This is a genomic window from Legionella adelaidensis, assembly GCF_900637865.1.
Taxonomy (GTDB): domain Bacteria; phylum Pseudomonadota; class Gammaproteobacteria; order Legionellales; family Legionellaceae; genus Legionella_A; species Legionella_A adelaidensis.
In genome coordinates this window covers 12516-32437 of sequence record NZ_LR134432.1, presented here as the reverse complement: position 1 = coordinate 32437, position 19922 = coordinate 12516, and the positions used below count along the sequence as shown (strand labels likewise).

Below are 19922 nucleotides of genomic sequence, written 5' to 3'. Positions count from 1 at the left end.
GTTTTAATTCGAATTAAGGTATGCAGCCCATAACATGTGATCAGGCAAGCGTATGTGAACATCCGAGCTACGCGCGTTAGAATTGGAAAATTTTTATTTTTCGTGGAAATACACTAAAAATTCTCCGCTTGCTAACGTTCGCCGCTGTGAACTGGTAGTTTATTAATTAAATTTCATATCCTCAAAAAACTTTTTCACCCCTGCAAACCATGTGCTTGAACGAGGAGAATGTTTATTAGCTTCTAACGACTCTTCTAATTTCGTTAGCAACTCTTGTTGTTCTCGGGATAAATTTATCGGTGTTTCTACTACTACCTTACAAAGAAGATCGCCTGTTCCATATCCATGTACAGATTTCATCCCTTTTCCACGGAGTCGAAAAGATTTCCCCGTCTGCGTTTCCGCAGGAATTTTTAAAGTAACCCTACCCTCTAAAGTAGGCACCTCAATAGAACCACCTATGGCTGCTGTGGTAAAACTGATAGGAACTTCACAATGCAAATCATTTTCATGACGCTCAAATATCCCGTGAGGGAGGACAGAAACTTGAACATATAAATCGCCCGGAGGACCTCCATAGATTCCGGCTTCGCCTTCTCCGCTTAAGCGCACTCTATCCCCATTATCTACCCCGGCAGGAATCTTAACCGTTAGCTTTTTCGAGTCATGCACTCTGCCTTGACCATGACAGTTAGAACAAGGGTCAGTAATGACTTTACCCTCTCCACGACACGTGGGACAGGTTTGCTGTATAGAAAAAAAGCCCTGTTGAATTCGAACCTGTCCAATTCCACTGCATGTTTCACAATTCTTGGGTTGGGTGCCTTTTTTAGCCCCTGAGCCTTCACACAATTTACACTGCACATGACGGGGAACATTAATTTCCACTTGCTTACCTATAGCAGCCTCCTCTAAAGTCATCTGCACATTCATCTGCAAGTCGGACCCACGTTGAGACCTTGAGCGTTGCTGTCTTCGTCCGCCTGAGAAAATGTTCTCAAAAATATCTTCAAAGACATCACCAAACCCACCAAAACCACCGGGCCCTCCACCCATATGCCCCTCTACACCGGCATGACCAAATTGATCATAAGCTGCTTTTTTCTGAGGGTCAGACAAAATAGCATAGGCTTTTTGTATTTCTTTAAATTTGTCTTCCGCTGCCTCATCGTTGGGGTTACGGTCTGGATGGTACTTCATGGCTAATTTCCGATAGGCTTTTTTAATTTCGGCCTCGGAAGCATTTCGGCTTACGCCAAGAAGTTCGTAATAATCGTGTTGCATTTAAAACTCACATTGTACATAAAATATTATTCGGAGCCGCGACCGTTAGGGCGCGAAGTTTTGTTTGTCCGCGCCCAAACCGTTTACTTCTTATCTTCATCAACTTCTTCAAATTCAGCATCCACTACGCCTTCATCTGCTTTAGAAGAAGATTGTTCAGCTTGCTGTTCGGGTTGTGCTTGTCCTTCAGCAGATTTTTTAGCATATACTCGCTCTGCCATTTTTCCAGATGCATTACTGAGCACTTTTAACTTGTCTTCAATTTGAATTTTGTCGTTGCTCTTGGTTGCTTCTTTCAAATCAGCAATCGCTGTTTCTATTTCCTTTTTCTCTTCTTCCGTTAATTCACCAGCTAAATCTTTTAAGGATTTCTCACTGGTATGAATTAAGTTATCAGCTTGGTTGCGCACATCTGCCAGCTCTTTAAATTTCTTATCTTCTTCAGCGTGCGATTGGGCGTCTTTTACCATATTTTGAATTTCTTCTTCACTTAATCCACTGGACGCTTTAATTACAATTGATTGCGCTTTGCCGGTTGCTTTGTCTCTGGCAGAAACATTCAGAATTCCGTTCGCGTCAATATCAAACGTTACTTCAATTTGTGGTACGCCACGTGGAGCTGAAGGAATGTCTGACAAGTCAAAACGACCTAATGATTTATTTGCGGAGGCTTGTTCACGTTCACCTTGTAATACATGAACAGTTACCGCAGTTTGGTTATCATCAGCTGTTGAAAATACTTGAGTTGCTTTAGTTGGAATAGTGGTATTTTTTTCAATAAGCTTGGTCATGACCCCGCCCAAAGTTTCAATACCTAAGGAAAGTGGGGTTACGTCTAATAAAAGAATATCTTTTACTTCCCCGGACAATACCGCTCCTTGAATGGCAGCTCCTACAGCTACTGCTTCATCAGGATTCACGTCTTTACGTGGCTCTTTACCAAAAAACTCTTGTACTGTTTTTTGTACTAAAGGCATACGAGTCTGACCGCCCACAAGAATAACTTCATTGATTTTATTCACAGTTAGACCAGCATCTTTTAAAGCAGTTTGACAAGGTGCAATAGTTCTTTCTACCAATTTTTCTACCAAGGACTCTAACTTGGCACGAGTCAATTTAATATTAAGATGTTTTGGACCTGAAGCATCTGCGGTGATGTAGGGAAGATTTACATCCGTTTGTTGGGCAGACGACAGTTCAATCTTTGCTTTCTCAGCCGCTTCTTTTAATCTTTGTAAAGCAAGCGGATCACTATGCAGATCAATACCGCTGTCTTTCTTAAATTCACTTGCTAAATACTCAATAAGCGCCAAGTCAAAGTCTTCACCACCGAGGAAGGTATCACCATTAGTTGCCAAGACTTCAAACTGGTGCTCGCCATCCACTTCGGCAATTTCAATAATAGAAATATCAAAGGTACCGCCTCCCAAGTCATAAACGGCAATTACGGAGTCGCCTCTTTTCTTATCCATTCCATAAGCAAGCGCTGCGGCAGTTGGCTCATTGATAATACGCTTTACTTCAAGGCCTGCAATTCTCCCTGCATCTTTTGTTGCTTGTCTTTGCGAATCATTAAAGTAAGCAGGTACAGTAATAACGGCTTCTTTTACTTCTTCACCCAAATAATCTTCTGCTGTTTTTTTCATTTTACGTAAAACTTCTGCAGAAATTTGCGGAGGGGCTTTGTCTTCATCTTTCACACGTACCCAAGCATCACCATTCGGAGCTTTAACGATTTTATAGGGCACCATTTTAATATCTTTCTGAACAATTGGATCATCAAATTTACGACCAATCAAACGCTTAATCGCAAATAAAGTTTTATCAGGATTGGTTACCGCTTGTCTTTTCGCAGCTTGTCCAACAAGAATTTCATCATTATCAGTAAAAGCTACAATAGAAGGAGTAATTCTATGGCCTTCACTATTTTCAATTACGCGGGGTTTATCTCCTTCCATAATTGCCACGCAAGAGTTTGTAGTTCCTAAGTCAATACCAATAATCTTTGCCATTATTTTTCTGCTCCGAAATAAAATTATTATTTAGCAATATCTCACATATGGGGTCTGTTTAAAAAAAATCAACCTTTCTGTTAGTTTCCTTTAGCCACAATAACGCGTGCTGGTCGAATAACGCGATCATTTAAGGTATATCCTTTTTGGAAAACATTAACTATCGTATTTGCTTCAACACCAGGAATCTCTTGCATTGACATTGCTTCATGTAATTGCGGGTTGAACGCCTCGCCCTCAGGATTAATTTGCTTGATGTCAAACCGTTGCAAAACATCCAGAAATAACTTCATGGTTAACTCCAAACCCTCTTGCATATTAGAGTCGTCTTGTTTTTCAGCAACCTGTAAAGCTTGTTCCAAGCTGTCGATAACCGGCAACAAGGAAGAAACAAAGCGTTCTAACCCATAGCGGTGGGCATTACTGACCTCACGTTCTGCACGACGACGTACATTATCTAATTCAGCCATAGCCCGCACGGATTTTTCCCAGTTTTCATGGGCTTTTTGTTCAGCAAGAGTCAATTTCTCTTCTAAGGAGGCATAGGAAGGATGCTCTAAAGCCCCTTCTTCTGGCTCCAACTCTTCGTCTTCTTCATCTAAAAGCTCATCTACTTCTTGTTCTTCCTTAGTAAGTGCCTCTTCTTGAAATTTTTTCCAATCTTTGTGTTTTTTCTCGCTCATAGAAAACTCCAGAATTTATTGGTTGTTTATGTGGGGATGAACAACAAAAAATCAAGCCTGTAAATATAAATAAATGTTTTGGGTAACAAAGCCAAATATCCTCTTTACTCACGAATGTTGACTAACCTACACTTGCAGGATTAAGTAGATCATTGCATACTTGCGATTTTATGCAAATTGGTCGTTAACAATGCAAAACTGGTCTTTAACTTCCTGGACGAATTATAGATATGAACAAGCAGCTTCTTATCCTGATGAAAGCCAGCTATTACGTATTGTTAATCAGTTAAGCTCCCTCCCCCCATTGGTTAGTGCAGGAGAAATAAATAACCTGAAAGCAGCCATTGCAAAAGCTGGCCGCGATGAAGCTTTTATTTTGCAAGGGGGTGATTGTGCAGAGTCATTTTCTGAATGCCGCGCAGAAACTATTAGTAATAAATTAAAAATTATTTTACAAATGAGCTTGGTGTTAATTCATGGCATGCGTAAGCCCATTGTTAGGGTCGGTCGCATAGCAGGCCAATACGCAAAACCCCGTTCTTCTAATTTTGAAACCATTGATGGGGTCACTCTGCCAAGCTACAGGGGCGATTTAGTTAATTCTCCCGCATTCAATGAGCAAGCACGTACTCCTAACCCCAAGTTAATGCTACAAGGTTACAGCTGTGCTGCGATGACTTTAAATTATATTCGTGCACTTCTATCAGGTGGATTTGCCAGTCTTCATCATCCGCAACGTTGGGATTTAAGTTTTGTCGAGCACTCTTCCCAAGCAAAAGAGTATAACGCCATAGTACATTCTATTGCCGACTCCCTCGAATTTTTAAAAGCGATTGATGGATTGCGCAGTAGTAATTTAAGTAATGTTGATTTTTATACATCGCATGAAGCATTGAATTTACATTATGAGCAAGCACTTACCCGTAAATCTTCAGATGGCCTCTGGTATAATTTTTCAACTCATTTACCCTGGATTGGAATGCGCACCGCTAAACTAGATAGCGCCCATGTTGAATTCCTTAGAGGTATCCAAAACCCGGTGGGAGTCAAGGTAGGACCTAGTGCCACTATAGAGTGGGTAAAAGATATTGTAAAAAAATTAAATCCTCAAAAAGAAGAGGGGAAGATTGTTTTAATTAGTCGAATGGGAGCAGATAGTATAGAAAAACTTTTACCCCCCTTAATCAAAGCAGTTCAATCTACCACAATTCCCGTTACCTGGTCTTGTGATCCCATGCATGGTAATACGGAAACTACGGACTCAGGGATAAAAACACGTCATTTTGATAATATATTATCAGAGCTGAAACAAGCAGTGGAGATCCATCATAAAATGGATAGTTGCTTAGGCGGGGTACACTTTGAGTTAACCGGTGAAAATGTTACCGAATGCATCGGGGGAGCAAGAGGACTTTCTGAGGAAGATTTGGAAAATGCTTATTGCTCATTGGTAGACCCCCGTCTTAATTACGAGCAGTCTTTAGAAATGGCATTACAGTTAAGCAAAGAATTTATTTCGCAATCTGCAAAATAATTTATTTCACATTCGAGCAATGGGCCCATTAAGATGAGCCCCTATCATAATTATTCTCTTCTATACTTCATATAAATTACCCAATTCAAAGATTATGAATAAAGAAATAAAGATCCCTTTAGTTCTTTTAGGGTTGAATACCAGCTCTTATTTAATCAACTATTCGCTAAATGTTATCTTAGCTCGTCATTTATCTGCACATATTTATGGGGATTACAGCGTCGCCATCAAAGTGCTAACCATTATGGTTGAATTGGCATTATTTGGCACACAGGTAGGAACTAAAAGATTTTTAGCGAAATATTTAGATTTAAATCGTAGAGAAGAGGCACTTAACTATCTTGCCTGGAACACCAAACTCCTTTCAGTCACTTTCTTCATTTCAATAATTATTGCTTTAACGACTTTTATAATAATGAACTACCTGCACTATCTTGGCATTAAACATATTGAGGATTATCACTTAGCAGCCTATACCTTATGGTTAGTCCCTTTTTTTGCGCTGGTTATAGCTCTAAGTAGCCTGCTATTACTTTCGGAGCGTATTTATTTTTCCGCGATGGTAACTGATTTTTTAAATTACTTTCTTCAGGTATTTTTGTTTTTTATGGTGATTGTATTTGTTGGCCCTACTTTATCTAACTCTCATATTGTTACTGTTTTATTTACTACGTTTATGCTATTGATCCTTATCGCTTTTTTCTTACTTAATAAAGAAATAATTAATTTAATTAAGCAAAGCATTAAAAAGGCACGAACCATCTCTTTGACTAAAGGCAAATGGTTAAAAACCTCAGCCGGATTAATTGTAAACAACATTATCTTAGCCGTATTTTCCGCGATCGATCTATTTATCGTCGAGCTGTTTGCTTCCAGTGAGGGAGCCGTAGGCCATTATGCCGCAATATTAGTGATTATTGGATTTTTATGGATGATTCCTCCCAGTGTTTTACAACCTTTAAAACGAAATTTAGCGACTCACTTAGACTCATTAGAGGGTCGTAAGCAATTACAGGAAAAACTAAAAACGACGAATAAACTGATTATTTCTTTAGTGCTATGTGTGGGTTTACTGATCATTCTCTTTTCGCGTCAACTACTTAACCACTACGGACCTGAGTATGTCCAAGCCTATCCTGCTTTGATTATTTTAACCATCGGCATGATGGGAGCTTGTATTAGCCGTATCGCCCCTGTAATTTTAGTTTTTGCTGGCTATGAAAGGTTATTGCTGCAGTTAGGACTGGTGGAGCTAATTTTAATCATATTACTAGCAATACCAGCCACTTATTATTTTGACATTACCGGGACCGCGGTTATTACTTCACTGGTATTTATCACGAAAGCAGTGGTTATCATTATAACCATCCGTAAGAAGCTGGGGATAAAAGTATGGGCGATATGACAATGGCGAAGGCTGTAACCTACAAATGAATTAAGCGCCACAATCTTCGCCGTCAACCTGCATATCATAGCCGTAGCGCTATTCCCAAGACATAAATAATCCGAAGTGAAATTAAGAGAATCTCGCTCCTTCAGAAAATTCTCTTACGGCTTCCACCATAAAGCTTACATTTTCTGGCGGAACATCGGGGGTAATTCCGTGGCCGAGGTTAAAAATATGACCGGTTCCTTCACCGTATGCTTCCAATACATTTTTCACTTGTTGACGTATACACTCACGATTGGTTAGTAAGACGGCGGGATCCAGATTGCCTTGTAATGCTACCATATGACCCACTTCCCCTCGGGCTCTTTTTAAATCACAGGTCCAATCCACTCCAATGGCATCACAGCCTGATTTGGCAATTGACTGCAACCATTGTCCTCCCCCTTTTGTAAATAAGATAATGGGAATTGCGGGATATTTCTTTTTTATTTCCTGGACAATGGTACTTAAGTATTTTAAAGAAAAATTTAAATAATTAGGGGTGCTAAGAATACCACCCCATGTATCGAAGAGCATTACTGTATTTACTCCACCCCTGATTTGCATAGATAAATAATCAATAATTGCGCTTGTAAGCTTTGCAAGTAACCGCTCCATCGCGGAAGATTCCGTATAGAGAAATTTCAAAACCTGCTTAAATTCTTTACTACTCCCCCCTTCAAGCATATAACATGCCAAGGTCCATGGGCTTCCGGAAAATCCAATCAGGGGTAAATCAGCAGGCATTTCTCTACGAATTAAACGGACTGCCTGATTTACGTAATCTAACTTTTCTTCTATGACCTCAATTGCAAGACTATCCACTTGCCCCACGGTTTTAATCGGATTAGAAAAACAAGGGCCTTCACCTTCAATAAAATGTAAGCCAAGCCCCAAGGCATCAGGGATAGTTAAAATATCAGAAAATAAAATAGCTGCGTCTAAAGGAAATCTGCGTAAAGGCTGCAAAGTAACTTCGCAAGCTAATTCAGGTGTTTTACAGAGCGTTAAAAAGTCTCCCGCTTGTTCACGTACTTTACGATACTCAGGCAAATAACGCCCTGCTTGGCGCATGATCCAAACCGGGGTTCTTTCAATAGGCTTTTTTTGCAGACTACGAAGAAAAACAGACTGATTTAATGTATTCATAAAATTTCAGGAGATAAATAATAGAATTAAAAGTTTCTTGAGTATCACCCAAGCGACTTGAAAATGCTAGTTTGAGCGACTTTTAAGTAGTGTAAATATATACCCAAAATTCTTTGGAAATACTATTTTATGCTATCGCTTTTCCGCCCGAAAAAATCAACCCCTATAAATCCAGCTTTTCCACGAACCTTTGGGTACAGTCAGTCGCTATCGCGAAATGTTTAGGTCAAATGAAAGAAATCTTGCATCCCAACTTTTAATTGTATTAAATTTGACCATAATGCAATAATTATGGCATAATGTTGGTTTTGATAACTTTAGAGAAAACGACATGCCAACTCCTGCTCCCACCTATCAAACGTTATTGACTCAATATCATCAATTACCTTGGTATAAAAAAGCAGGTTTTTGGCTATCTGCGCCAAGATTGTCATGGGGATTGTTTGGATACAAAAAAAATCCCGATGAAAATCGCGTTAATCAACTGATTCAATGGGCTAAAGCATCCTGGTTTTTTAAGACAAAATTTGAACAAGATATTTACAAAATTATAGAACCGGCCATTATAGAATCGGCCGTAAAGCCACATTCTTATAGTGAAACGATAGAACCGGGCACTATAGAGCGGGCCGAAAACCCACATTCCAATTATAATGAAACAATAGGTAGCTGTGAGGATGTCACCGGTGTTATTGCTAAATATGTAACCGGAGGTGCTTATGGCGCCACTTCACGATTTCATAGAGAAGCAGATATCACTCGAATAAGAAAAATTACTAATCAATTACTCTTGGCAGTAGCGTATGGTATGGAAAGCAAGGAAGCGAATGTACCTGTTAAAGCCAGTGACGCTGGCAATTTATTTAAATCGCACCTTTACGCAAAAGAGTTATTGCAAAAATCTCCTAAATTTTTATTAGAGCGTGGCGATGTCACGGATTGGGCGGGACGCACTTTTGAAAATATCACCGCCTTTGAATATGCGCTTTGGGCTAAAGATTTTAAAATGATAGAGATGATGCTTCATTGCATACCAGAAACCGAAGCAGGCGATGCAATCCGAGCAGCGCTTTTAGAACAATATAAACAAGTAACTACTCCTGTTGATGCAGGCGGCGGTTTAACGTATACCCATACTTATGACAGGCCTAACCTGGATGCATTAGGCATTCCAGATGGTACAACAACATCCGTTACCGAAGAGCATACCGAAAATCATTTTGATGTAACTCCACTTTGCGTTGCTTATCAGGACTATAATACTAATTTTAATACGCTTACCCGGCCACAGCGGGATGCCTACTGGGCCAAGTTAATTGGTAAGCTACAGCGCTTACTGCCTGTACATATATTGCAGCGCTATTGTGACCCTAATACGCCATTTTATCCACCTCAATTCGATGGTGAATTTAAACGTTCTACAAATTTTTATAATTATGTTACTGGCTTAGTATCTTCTCTTTTCGGTTCGAATCTTTCTTCGGATTTTGGTGTGGCTCGTGGCGGCGCGTGGCATGCAACGTCGGGCGCCTCCCCGCTGGTCGATTTGGCGGCTATCCGCCAGCTTGATGAAGTCAGTACAAACGAAATTGAAAAAATTACGAGCCTATTATCGCAACCGCGGCATGTTGCCGGGCCTCGTCTTTAAGTTTGTATTTATAAATCAGGCTGTGTGCCAGGACTGAACACATCTCGTCTCTACACACAGCCAAATACCATTTCAATAACTCAAGATAGTGCCAATGCCCGCTTGTCCTCAGCCACCAAGTAGCCCAATTTGAAAGATAATTTCTGATCCTTTGCAGAGAGACTCCACCTGCGACCATCTGCTTAACATTCTCACGTGCTTTGCGCAAAGTCCTTGGATGTGGAACGATGCACGCTTGCTCATCCGATGAATAATATATTGCCTGTCTCCCCCCCAGTGAGGGCAAACAATGGTCATTAGTGTTTTGGTCGGATATCTTTTCATCGGGATGGGTACGTTGTGTTATTTGAGGGTGGGTAAAAGCCGAATGAAATCGGATGCAACTACGAAAAGTGCAGGTTTGCAGCAGCAGCGAGCTTAGCAGGATGCAGTGGTTCCTGCAGAATTTTTATATTTTTTTTATGATAATACTCTGCAAGATGGATAATTTTAAAACAAATCATTTCGCGATAGCGACTAGTCATGACTGGCGTTTTTTTCAGGGTTATAATAGTTGTTTTATTTTATTAATGGCAACTTATGGATACGCTTAGTGTTTCAAATTTAGCTGTCTTTACTTTTATTGGCGTTTATGAGTGGGAACAGCGCATCAAACAGCGTCTCCTCTTAGATATTAGTATTCCTTTAGATAGCAGCAAAATTAATAATAACTTAAAGAATACTATTGATTATGATGCTTTATGCAAAAGCGTAACCCAACTTATTGAAAGTAATTCTTTTACATTAATAGAAACTGTTGCCGAAGTGGTAGCTCAGCACATTAAAGAAACATTCCACATAGATAAATTAACTCTAAAGGTTTCTAAACCTGAAGCGATAAAAAATGCTGCTAATGTAAGCATTACCATCCATAGATGAAAATTTTTAAACTTTGCGTGGAAATTTAGAACTGTTTATTTTATTCTTCAGCATATCTTTTTTGTTAGGAACAGAATGACAAAATACATACTCTTTGATGATTCTTTCTTAGTTTCCGGAATTATGTGTTACAACGGATGTGGAATTACGATTCAAGGAGCCCTTGGAAATATAGAGGAACTGAAAAATAAACACAATCTTCCTCTCGATGCCAAACTAAATGTCAATTCAGAACCTTACAGCTTGGGCGTCCATCGCTTTATGATCAGTATAGAAAGCGATTCCGAGATTGTCCTCCTTAAAAAAGAAAAAGACCATTTATCGCAAGGTTTTAAAAATTCCCTCATTGAAGTGGGTTTTGAAATCTTTACAGCTGAGCAACCCATTAACCCTAACAAGCAACAATATAAGAATTGGGTAAGCATACTACTTAACTTACTAAGTATGGGGTGTATTCTTGCTCTTACCAGTATTTTTCCTCCCTCATTTTTACTCACGTTAGGTTTAACTACCCTGTGTTTTTCAGTAACAGGATTTACAATACGCCACTATATTTGGCATTTCTTTAATAATCTGCGCTATCGTCAAATAGCCAACATGAGCACTTCCATAACTTTAGGTTGGTTCTTCTCTTTCCTGCATACCCTCTATCATATTTTGTCTATGCCTATGTTAATGGGTGCATCCATGACATTTATGTGTTTTCTGATGCCTATCGGTTTAATTATTGTTATTAACACCATGGACGAAATTAACCGTTTAGTTATAGAAAAAGCGAAGAACTTACAATTGCAGGGGATGAAGTCAATCTTTCCTGAAATGGCGCAGGAATACGAATGCGCAAACCTACCCTCTGATCTGGAGATTTCATTTCAACACTTAATAACCAGTTTAGAGAAGCAAGGAACGGATATAGAATTAGTGCAAGTCGGTCTCGAAAATATAATTAGCAAGGCAAGCTTTTTCCCTCAAAACAAAAATTCTTTAACTAAAGGCACTATACTCACTGTAAAAAGAGGTGAATGCTTCCCCGTCGATTGCTTTATTCTAGTAGGAAATACAGTAGTCGATGCTTCTTTATTAAATGGCGAACCACAGCAAAAAAAAGACTTTTTAGCGTACGTACCAGCGGGTGCCATCAATCTTGAAGAAACCGTACAGGTATATGCGACTGCAAATCCCTATAATAGCACAGTGAATAAATTACTCTTTCGCGCAAACCGAACCCCTAAAACCAATGAAGTGATCAACAACAATCGTTATTTTTATACTTTCTATACGGCTTTAATTTTCATAGCTCTCAGCTGCGTATTTATTTTTCCTTTAACCTTTGGTGCGTTAACAGCTTCTCTCATCCTAAAAAATCTTACCGGCATTTTATTTGCTATTTGTCCATGTACTATAGCCATAGCGCACCAACTCCCACGTATTTTAGCTCTTCATTATAGAAATCATAAAGATATTATATTGCGCAATGAAAGCCTGTTGGATGAAGAAAGGGAATTTCATACCTTTGTATTTGATAAAACAGGAACGTTAACTACAGGAAAAAGCAAAGTCGATCAAATGTATGGTATTTCCCCAAGCTTGTTAAGCAGAGTATTTCTTTTGGAAGAAAAACATGGAGGAGAGCATCCAATAGCGCGTGCTATATGTAACTATTTCACCCAACAAGCGCAAAAGCCTGTTTTTGATGACATTCGTGGTGTGGAAATTGATGCGAAGAAGCGCGGGTTAAGCGGAGTCGTCCAAGGCCAGCGGATTCATATTGGTAATTTGGAATTTATACAGAGCGCAGGTATTGAGGTACCCGAACACTCTTCCGGGCTTACTGCTACCCTGGCCACAGGCCTAACACCTGTTTATATTGCTGAAAATGGTATATTTCAAGGAGTGATTTTAATTCGACACGAAATTAGACCGGGAGTAATTGATTCATTAAAACGATTAAAAGAACAAGGTAAAAAAATTATCTTACTCACCGGTGATACTCTTTTATCTGCTATGGCCTTTAACCAACAAAACCATTTTCCTTTTGACGAAACGAACATTAATGCGCAGCAAACACCGGAAGCAAAAGAACAGTTTTTAAGTAGCTTAATGATGACACAACCAGAGGGGGTTTGTTTTGTCGGGGATGGGCTCAATGATGCTCCTTGTTCCCGTATTGTAAGCGATAAAGGAGGAGTAAGCTGTGCTATGTCTAAGAAAGACAAGGCAGCATTTTTTACTGATTTAAGTTTAAACGGTTCGCTTGACTATTTATTTCAGCATAAAAAAATTAATGCATTTTTAAAAAGAAATATTAAACAAAACCAATTCATCTTATTGTTTGGATTGGGGGGTATATTAGCCTTTTTAGGAGTCTATTCCGCAGTAGGCATTGGAATATCCACCATTATTTCCATGTTATTTATGACAGCAACCACTCTTCTTACCGTATTAAATTCCTATCGTACGAAGCTTTTTGTCGACAATGCACTTGATAAAAACCAAACCGGTTTAAAGGAATTCTTAGCTTCTGATGCAACTTTCACTCTACTTATGAGTGCACTTTCCTTTCTTATCACAAGTTCTTTAATCACAATCTATATAAGCAAAGGAGCAACTATTCTCCCTGTTTTTGCTACTACGGGAATATTAGCAACACTTAGCAGTGTGTGTATTCTTAGTGCGCTCGCATTAACAGGTATATTTGCTGTTTGTGCATTGAAAAAATGCGTTTTTAGTCAACAGGAAGAACGAAAGGAAGAGACTCTCAGCATTGTTAATACTTCTTCATTGAGTCCAATAGAGCCATTAACAAAATCCCAATCTCCCAGACTCGCCTTCGAGGCATCCGCTAGAAAATCGCCCACTTTTTTCCCGAAAGGTTTCAGTGCAACCGGGCATGTCCCTGGGAATGGTGAGGAATTAAGAATCTAGTTTTCTTATCATCCCCATAACATGTTCACTTCTAGCAATTGCTACTTGTGCTTTTTGGGCTTGGAGTTTGCTGGAGAAAGGACCAATTATTACTCTATACCAATTGATACTGCCTTGATTAATAGAAGCAATATTAGCATTAAACCCCTTTAAGATAAGCGTTGCCTTCATTCTTTCTGCATCTGATTTGGCTCTAAATGCGGCTACCTGAACTAGAAATGATTCTTTCGTATTGACCAAGGTCTCAGCAGTTTGTTTTACAGTTCTGGTCGTTTGGCTTTGTGCTTGTGTGGAAGCCTGTGGAGTGCTTTTAGTGGTTAAATCAATGGTTGAAGCCAGTGCGGGTTTCACGGCCTTATTTTGTAAATCATTGATTGGATTTTGGATGGCAGTTTCTGGCGCCCCCCCATTTTTTTCCTCTAACTTATCTTCATTTGCTGGTGTTCTTTCATTAGTCAATAAAGTATAAAATTCAAACTTTGGTTGCGGGTTTTGATTATGCGCTACAGTTTTGGTCAGTTGACTGCCACCCACTTGCTTGACTAAAAGATTGGTTTTTGCCCATTCAGCAATTGCGGAAAAATCCAGGACAGAAGTACAAATAAAACCCGCCAGAAAAGCAATAACTACCCAAAGATAAGGTTTCGATCCTTTATTACGTCCTGTATTTCTTTTACGATAATCTTTTGCCATTACATACTCTCAGGTGCTGAGACGCCTAGTAGGTGCAAGCCATTTTGTAAAACCTGACGAATAGCTTTTAACAAACATAAACGCGCACAGCGTAATTCTTCTTGCTCACATAATAAAATGATTGCATTGTAATAGCTATGCAGAGCATTTGCCAATTCTCGCAAATAATAGGCTAATTGATGGGGCTCACAAAGACGTGCAGAAGCTTCTATTACTTCAGGATAACGACTTATTAAAGTAATTAATGCACTCTCATGAGGTTCCTTAAGTAGTTCAATATTTTCAATCCCGACTGTTTCATCCCAGCTCAAGTTTCTTTCTTTTAGTTGCCGCAAGACACTGCAAATACGGGCATGAGCATACTGTATATAATAAACTGGATTATCACTACTTTGTGATTTGGCCAGATCCAAATCAAAATCCATATGCTGCTCAGGCTTGCGCATTACATAGAAAAAACGGGCCGCATCATTACCTACCTCTTCTCGTAATTCTCTTAAAGTAACAAAAGAACCGCTTCGAGTAGACATTTGGACACGGGTATCCCCACGATAAAGAATGGCAAACTGAACAAATAGAACCGTTATCGCATTGTCATCATGGCCTAACGCATTTACTGCAGCTTTTACTCTGGTCACATAGCCATGATGATCAGCACCAAAAATATCAATCACTCGCTCAAATCCGCGATCATACTTATTCCAATGATATGCTACGTCTGAAGCAAAATAAGTGCTAACCCCATTGGCTCGAATCAATACACGATCTTTTTCATCGCCAAATTCAGTGGACTTAAACCATAAGGCACCTTCTTTTTCATAGGTATAACCTGCTTTCTTTAAAGCCTGAATTCCTTTTTCTATGGACTTATCTTGTAACAAAGACAATTCGGAGAACCAACGATCGAACGTAACACCAAACTCTTGTAAATCATCTTTAATATCAGCTAATACAGAATCTAATGCTTGCTTGTGAAATAAAGAAAAACCTGCTTCACCGATTATTTCTCTTGCGCGTTGAACCATAGCATCAATAAAAATTTCTTTATCACCGCCCTCGGGTTCATCTTTGGGTAGATCGACGCTAATAATTGCCCAAGAATGAACATAGTCACGGCCATGTCGCACTACCATTTGCTCAGCAATATTATTTACATAGTCGCCGCGATAACCATTTGCGGGAAAAACAATTTTTTCTCCTGCTAACGCCAAGTAACGCAGCCAAACACTTACTGCTAAAATGTTCATTTGACGCCCTGCGTCATTTACATAGTATTCACTACTCACTTGAAAGCCTGCGGCCTTTAATATATTGGCAAGAGAAGCTCCAAAAGCAGCGCCTCTTCCATGACCTACGTGGAGAGGTCCTGTTGGGTTTGCAGAAACATATTCCAAAATAACTTTTTGGTTTTTTCCAATATTACAATGACCAAACTTTTCCCCCTGATTAAAAACAGTGGAAATAATTTGGCTCAATTCCGTAGAGCGCATAAAAAAATTAATAAACCCGGGACCTGCTATTTCAATTTTTTCGAGTTGGGTAGAAGAAGGAAAATTGGCAACGATTAATTCTGCTAACTGACGAGGAGGTTTCCCTGCAGGTTTGGCTAAAACGAGAGCGATGTTGCTCGCATAATCACCATGGGTAGGGTCTTTTGCCCTATCTATCTTTATTTCATACTGTAAGTCAAAAGGTATTTCACCTTTACTTTTCAATTGCTCTAAAGCTTGTTGAATAAGTTCTTCTACTGTTGATTTCATGAATCTTTTAGTTTATCAAAAAAGGGGTTATTATGCGCTTTTTTATACCAGAAGCAAAGGCTATACAATGACAATAAAGACCACCAAGTACGAATACCATCATACCGGTATTCCAACAAATACGGTCCGGCCTGGTGAACGGTATAGCTCTACCTTTAAAATGTATACCAGCGGTGGCCAAGACACTGCATACCGCATTCAATACCACCGTTTCGAAAAAGATTCCCCTTTACATCCATTGATACAAACCAAGCAACACATTGCTTTTAAAGTAGACAATTTAATAGAAGCAATCGCAGGGAAAGAAGTAATTTTAGCTCCTTATGAACCCTTCCCTGGTTTTAAGGTAGCCATGATTGCCGAGGAGGGGATGCCTATTGAATTTATCGAGACCACTCTTAGCGAAGAAGCGATCTGGAATAGCGATCATAAAAATACGGTAATATACCCCGAAAAAGATTAATGTTCATTGAGGTAATTCTTTTTAACATCTCCATCTTGGGACAAGAGTACAGCAATAGGCCTGGTCGATTCGAAATGCGCAAAAATAATAACCATCATTACGGTAATGGGGACCGATAAAAACATACCTAAAACACCCCAGATCATCCCCCATAACCCTAATGCAAGAATAATTACTAAAGGACTTAAATTAAGCGACTTACTTAAAAATCGGGGCTCAATAAAATTACCAATAATAAATTGAATGATTACAATTCCAGAAGTGACGACGATAAAAGGAAACCACGTTTCATATTGAATTAAAGCCAATAACGCTGGGAACGCAGTGGCAATGATAGCCCCGATATTAGGGATATAATTTAAAAAGAAAATCAAAAGCGCCCAAAATTCCGCAAAATCCAAATTGACGCTTTTCATTATTACCCAGCTGGCAAAAGCGGTGAGTAAGCTTAAAAGCGTTTTTATACCTAAATAGGTTTGAGTATCTTTGCCAATGTGGGAGATAATACTGTCTACCAAATGCCTATGAGAAGCTCTTGAAAAAAGTGCATTCATTTTACTTCTAAAATAATGTTGTTCCACGAATAAAAAAATAACATAGAGGCCTATCAGTATTGCAGATCCAGTTATAGTAGTAAAAACTCCATAAATATTGAGTAACATTCCCTGTACGCTTATATCTTTAAAGAAGCTATTAAATGTACTAATGGTATTTATATTAAAGCGCTTATCAATGGTATCTAATATCCGCGAAAGATTTTCTTGATATCTGGCAGAAGCAAAAATCACATCATTTACATTGTTTGTAATAATGTTTATCACCACCCAGATTAGAATAACGACAATACCTAAAGAAAAAATCATACTAATTGAATAGGGCAGCCTGGGCCCAACCCTAGGGATTTTTTGAATACTATTAATAATGGTATTTAACAAATTCCAAATAAATAGCGCCACTACAAAGGGAATTAAAAGACCACGTCCAGCTATTAACAAATAACCTATTATCCAAACAATAATAAGGCCGGCTGCGAAAGTTAGAATACGATTCATTTAAAATCCTTTTATCCCTTAAATAGGTTATTTTTTTTGGTAGAATTATTGGTATTATCAATTTTTTTAGCTTAGATCCTACTGTGTTAAATCAATCCTGTGAATCTTTACCTGGTGTTGGACCTGTACTGGCGGAAAAACTCACGAAATGTGGAATTAAAACATTGCGCGATTTACTTTTCCATTTACCACTACGGTACCAAGATCGCACACGGATTACGCCGATTCAAGATTTAAGAGCAAATGAATGGTGTGTAGTAGCAGGCAGGGTATGTAAAACAGAGATAAAATTTGGGCGCAAGCGCATGCTGTACTGCTTTATCGAAGACAAAACGGGGATTTTGAAATTACGTTTTTTTCATTTTAATAAGCAACAACAAGAAAAACTAAAAAACAACGCCTCCGTTCGTGCGTTTGGCGAAGTACGCATGTTTGCTAATACTCCTGAAATGATCCATCCAGAATATATCATCCTGGATGATGATAAAGCATGTGAAGTAGAAGAAACCTTAACTCCGATTTATCCCAGCACTTTAGGTCTGAACCAAACCAAAATACGTCAATTAGTTAAACATATACTGACCTTTTATAAGCAGGAATTAAGCGCGTTAGAATGGATGCAGGAAGAGGAATTACACACACATTCTTTTTTACCTTTCTCCCAGGCGATTGAAAACATTCATAACCCTGCTCCGGATACGTCTATTAGTTCTTTAGAAGAAGGTGTACACCCTGCTATAAAACGTATTATTTTCGATGAGCTATTGGCGCAACGCGTAAGCATACAATTAGCCAGATTCCAAAGAGGCATGCAAAAATCCCCTATCTTGCCTAGTAATGTTGAGCTGCAACATCGTTTCTTACATTTGCTCCCTTTTCCTTTAACCAATGCCCAAAAAAGAGTTCAGGAAGAAATCAGCAAGGATTTAATACAAGACAAGCCTATGTTACGGTTAGTACAAGGGGATGTAGGCGCCGGGAAAACAGTAGTAGCTGCTTTAGCAGCAGTGCAAGCTATCGCGAGCGGATATCAAGTCGCGCTAATGGCACCAACCGATCTTTTAAGTGAGCAGCATTTTAATACCTTGTCCCACTGGCTTAACCCTTTAGGGATTTCGGTTTTACGCTTAAGTGGAAAAATGAAAACCGTTCAAAAAAGAGAGGTCTTGCAGGCTGTTGCCCAAAATAAAACCAAATTAATTGTTGGCACCCATGCACTCTTTCAAGACAAAGTCGTTTTCGCGCAGTTGGGTTTAGTGATTATTGATGAGCAGCATCGTTTTGGGGTTGAGCAGCGTCTATCCTTGCAACAAAAAGGGCAAGAAAACAATACCACTCCCCATCAATTGCTAATGACGGCAACACCAATCCCCAGAACATTAGCAATGACGCATTATGCGCATTTGGATTTATCTATTTTAGACGAATTACCTCCTGGACGTAGTCCGGTTGTCACAGCCATTATTAACCAGGATAAACGCGAATTAATTATTACCCGCTTACGCGAAGCCATTAACGAGGGTAGACAAGCTTACTGGGTTTGCACTCTTATTGAAGATTCTGAAAAATTACAATGCATGGCTGCCGTGGCTACCTATGAAAATTTGCAAGAACAATTACCAAAAGCACGTATTGGTTTGATTCATGGAAGAATGAAACCCCAAGAAAAAGAAGAAATAATGATTGCTTTTAAAGACGGCACCCTTGATTTGTTAGTAGCCACTACGGTAATTGAAGTGGGCGTTGATGTCCCCAATGCCAGTCTTATGATAATTGAAAATGCGGAGCGTTTGGGATTATCACAGCTACACCAATTAAGAGGACGCGTCGGCAGAGGAAAACAACAAGCGCATTGCCTTTTATTGTATCAAAATCCTCTTTCCTCTATCGGTGCGGAAAGATTACGGATTATGCGTTCAACCAACGATGGCTTTGTTGTTGCTGAGAAAGATTTACAGCTACGCGGAGCAGGAGAAATGTTAGGAATCCGCCAAACTGGCTATAAAGAATTTAAAATTGCAAAACTGCCACGCGATAGCGAGATACTGCATAGCCTCGCGCCAATTGCCAATCGATTACTACATGAGAAACCGGAGATTGCTAGAAGCATAGCAGAGCGGTGGCTGGGAAATTATGAGCACTATTTGCAAATTTAGATCCACTTTATTTGCAAAAAAATGCAAGTCAAGTCTGTTTTTTCAAATTTTCTTTCGCTAATATAGCTAAGTATTTTTAAATCTTTTAATCCCTCTCAATTGTGGATAACTTCCATCTTAAAAAAAATTTCAAAAACGCTTAACTTTTTGTTGCTTTTTTCAATCCTTTGTAAATAAAGGTTTTTTTTCATTTATCCCTCCATTTTCCATAAGAAT

14 protein-coding genes are annotated in these 19922 nt (G+C 39.1%); 7 read left to right on the top strand and 7 right to left on the bottom strand.

All coding sequences use genetic code 11. The features are described 5' to 3' along the window. Nucleotides 1-162: 162 nt before the first annotated feature. From dnaJ to grpE, 3 genes are all read right to left on the bottom strand, one after another. Nucleotides 163-1284, bottom strand: coding sequence for a molecular chaperone DnaJ (dnaJ, locus tag EL206_RS07255; RefSeq protein WP_058461824.1), 1122 nt, complete (start codon nucleotides 1282-1284; stop codon nucleotides 163-165). 83 nt (nucleotides 1285-1367) lie between these two features. Next, nucleotides 1368-3296, bottom strand: a complete 1929-nt coding sequence (dnaK, locus tag EL206_RS07250) for a molecular chaperone DnaK (RefSeq protein WP_058461825.1) — start codon at nucleotides 3294-3296, stop codon at nucleotides 1368-1370. 80 nt (nucleotides 3297-3376) lie between these two features. Further along, the gene (grpE, locus tag EL206_RS07245; RefSeq protein WP_058461826.1) at nucleotides 3377-3979 is read right to left on the bottom strand and encodes a nucleotide exchange factor GrpE; all 603 of its coding nucleotides are present in this window, start codon (nucleotides 3977-3979) and stop codon (nucleotides 3377-3379) included. Nucleotides 3980-4169: 190 nt separating this feature from the next. Between grpE and EL206_RS07240 the strand changes: the two genes are divergently transcribed. Both EL206_RS07240 and EL206_RS07235 read left to right on the top strand, forming a co-directional pair. Beyond that, the gene (locus EL206_RS07240) at nucleotides 4170-5513 is read left to right on the top strand and encodes a 3-deoxy-7-phosphoheptulonate synthase class II (RefSeq protein ID WP_058461827.1); all 1344 of its coding nucleotides are present in this window, start codon (nucleotides 4170-4172) and stop codon (nucleotides 5511-5513) included. A 94-nt stretch (nucleotides 5514-5607) separates the two neighbouring features. Then, the gene (locus EL206_RS07235) at nucleotides 5608-6918 is read left to right on the top strand and encodes an MATE family efflux transporter (protein WP_058461828.1); all 1311 of its coding nucleotides are present in this window, start codon (nucleotides 5608-5610) and stop codon (nucleotides 6916-6918) included. A gap of 111 nt (nucleotides 6919-7029) precedes the next feature. Here EL206_RS07235 and hemE read toward each other — a convergent pair whose 3' ends face one another. Then, on the bottom strand, nucleotides 7030-8091 hold the full coding sequence (gene hemE / locus EL206_RS07230) for a uroporphyrinogen decarboxylase (RefSeq protein ID WP_058461829.1): 1062 nt from the start codon (nucleotides 8089-8091) through the stop codon (nucleotides 7030-7032). 331 nt (nucleotides 8092-8422) lie between these two features. Here hemE and EL206_RS07225 point away from each other — a divergent pair, with 331 nt between their 5' ends. The 3 genes from EL206_RS07225 to EL206_RS07210 all read left to right on the top strand — a co-directional run bounded on the left by EL206_RS07225 (nucleotide 8423) and on the right by EL206_RS07210 (nucleotide 13582). Further along, nucleotides 8423-9739 carry a hypothetical protein gene (locus EL206_RS07225; protein ID WP_141117175.1) on the top strand — a complete coding sequence of 439 codons (1317 nt, stop codon included), beginning with the start codon at nucleotides 8423-8425 and terminating at the stop codon, nucleotides 9737-9739. A gap of 579 nt (nucleotides 9740-10318) precedes the next feature. Beyond that, the gene (gene folB, locus EL206_RS07215; RefSeq protein ID WP_058462171.1) at nucleotides 10319-10657 is read left to right on the top strand and encodes a dihydroneopterin aldolase; all 339 of its coding nucleotides are present in this window, start codon (nucleotides 10319-10321) and stop codon (nucleotides 10655-10657) included. Between the two features lie 75 nt (nucleotides 10658-10732). Then, nucleotides 10733-13582, top strand: a complete 2850-nt coding sequence (locus EL206_RS07210) for an HAD-IC family P-type ATPase (protein ID WP_058462172.1) — start codon at nucleotides 10733-10735, stop codon at nucleotides 13580-13582. On the opposite strand, the gene EL206_RS07205 is transcribed toward EL206_RS07210, so the two are convergent. Both EL206_RS07205 and argS read right to left on the bottom strand, forming a co-directional pair. After that, nucleotides 13571-14275 (bottom strand): SPOR domain-containing protein, encoded by a 705-nt coding sequence (locus EL206_RS07205; RefSeq protein ID WP_058462173.1) that lies wholly within the window; start codon nucleotides 14273-14275, stop codon nucleotides 13571-13573. The two genes, EL206_RS07210 and EL206_RS07205, sit on opposite strands and share 12 nt — an antisense overlap. Continuing rightward, the gene (gene argS, locus EL206_RS07200) at nucleotides 14275-16035 is read right to left on the bottom strand and encodes an arginine--tRNA ligase (protein WP_058462174.1); all 1761 of its coding nucleotides are present in this window, start codon (nucleotides 16033-16035) and stop codon (nucleotides 14275-14277) included. The genes EL206_RS07205 and argS overlap by 1 nt, the downstream gene beginning before the upstream one ends. A gap of 67 nt (nucleotides 16036-16102) precedes the next feature. On the opposite strand from argS, the gene EL206_RS07195 reads away from it, so the two are divergent. Next, a complete protein-coding gene (locus EL206_RS07195; protein WP_058462397.1) occupies nucleotides 16103-16498 on the top strand; it encodes a VOC family protein in 396 nt (131 codons plus the stop codon). Here the strand turns inward: EL206_RS07195 and EL206_RS07190 are convergent. Then, nucleotides 16495-17550 (bottom strand): AI-2E family transporter, encoded by a 1056-nt coding sequence (locus tag EL206_RS07190; protein ID WP_058462175.1) that lies wholly within the window; start codon nucleotides 17548-17550, stop codon nucleotides 16495-16497. The two genes, EL206_RS07195 and EL206_RS07190, sit on opposite strands and share 4 nt — an antisense overlap. 83 nt (nucleotides 17551-17633) lie before the next feature. Between EL206_RS07190 and recG the strand changes: the two genes are divergently transcribed. Then, on the top strand, nucleotides 17634-19706 hold the full coding sequence (gene recG / locus EL206_RS07185) for an ATP-dependent DNA helicase RecG (RefSeq protein WP_058462176.1): 2073 nt from the start codon (nucleotides 17634-17636) through the stop codon (nucleotides 19704-19706). The last annotated feature ends 216 nt before the right edge of the window (nucleotides 19707-19922 follow it).

Excerpts from the sequence above, each read along its gene's own strand:
- EL206_RS07210 (WP_058462172.1), top strand. The coding sequence starts at position 10,733 with ATGACAAAATACATACTCTTTGATGATTCTTTCTTAGTTTCCGGAATT.
- folB (WP_058462171.1), top strand. The coding sequence starts at position 10,319 with ATGGATACGCTTAGTGTTTCAAATTTAGCTGTCTTTACTTTTATTGGC.
- EL206_RS07190 (WP_058462175.1), bottom strand. The coding sequence starts at position 17,550 with ATGAATCGTATTCTAACTTTCGCAGCCGGCCTTATTATTGTTTGGATA.
- EL206_RS07240 (WP_058461827.1), top strand. The coding sequence starts at position 4,170 with ATGCAAAACTGGTCTTTAACTTCCTGGACGAATTATAGATATGAACAA.
- grpE (WP_058461826.1), bottom strand. The coding sequence starts at position 3,979 with ATGAGCGAGAAAAAACACAAAGATTGGAAAAAATTTCAAGAAGAGGCA.
- argS (WP_058462174.1), bottom strand. The coding sequence starts at position 16,035 with ATGAAATCAACAGTAGAAGAACTTATTCAACAAGCTTTAGAGCAATTG.
- EL206_RS07195 (WP_058462397.1), top strand. The coding sequence starts at position 16,103 with ATGACAATAAAGACCACCAAGTACGAATACCATCATACCGGTATTCCA.
- EL206_RS07225 (WP_141117175.1), top strand. The coding sequence starts at position 8,423 with ATGCCAACTCCTGCTCCCACCTATCAAACGTTATTGACTCAATATCAT.
- EL206_RS07205 (WP_058462173.1), bottom strand. The coding sequence starts at position 14,275 with ATGGCAAAAGATTATCGTAAAAGAAATACAGGACGTAATAAAGGATCG.
- dnaJ (WP_058461824.1), bottom strand. The coding sequence starts at position 1,284 with ATGCAACACGATTATTACGAACTTCTTGGCGTAAGCCGAAATGCTTCC.
- dnaK (WP_058461825.1), bottom strand. The coding sequence starts at position 3,296 with ATGGCAAAGATTATTGGTATTGACTTAGGAACTACAAACTCTTGCGTG.
- EL206_RS07235 (WP_058461828.1), top strand. The coding sequence starts at position 5,608 with ATGAATAAAGAAATAAAGATCCCTTTAGTTCTTTTAGGGTTGAATACC.
- hemE (WP_058461829.1), bottom strand. The coding sequence starts at position 8,091 with ATGAATACATTAAATCAGTCTGTTTTTCTTCGTAGTCTGCAAAAAAAG.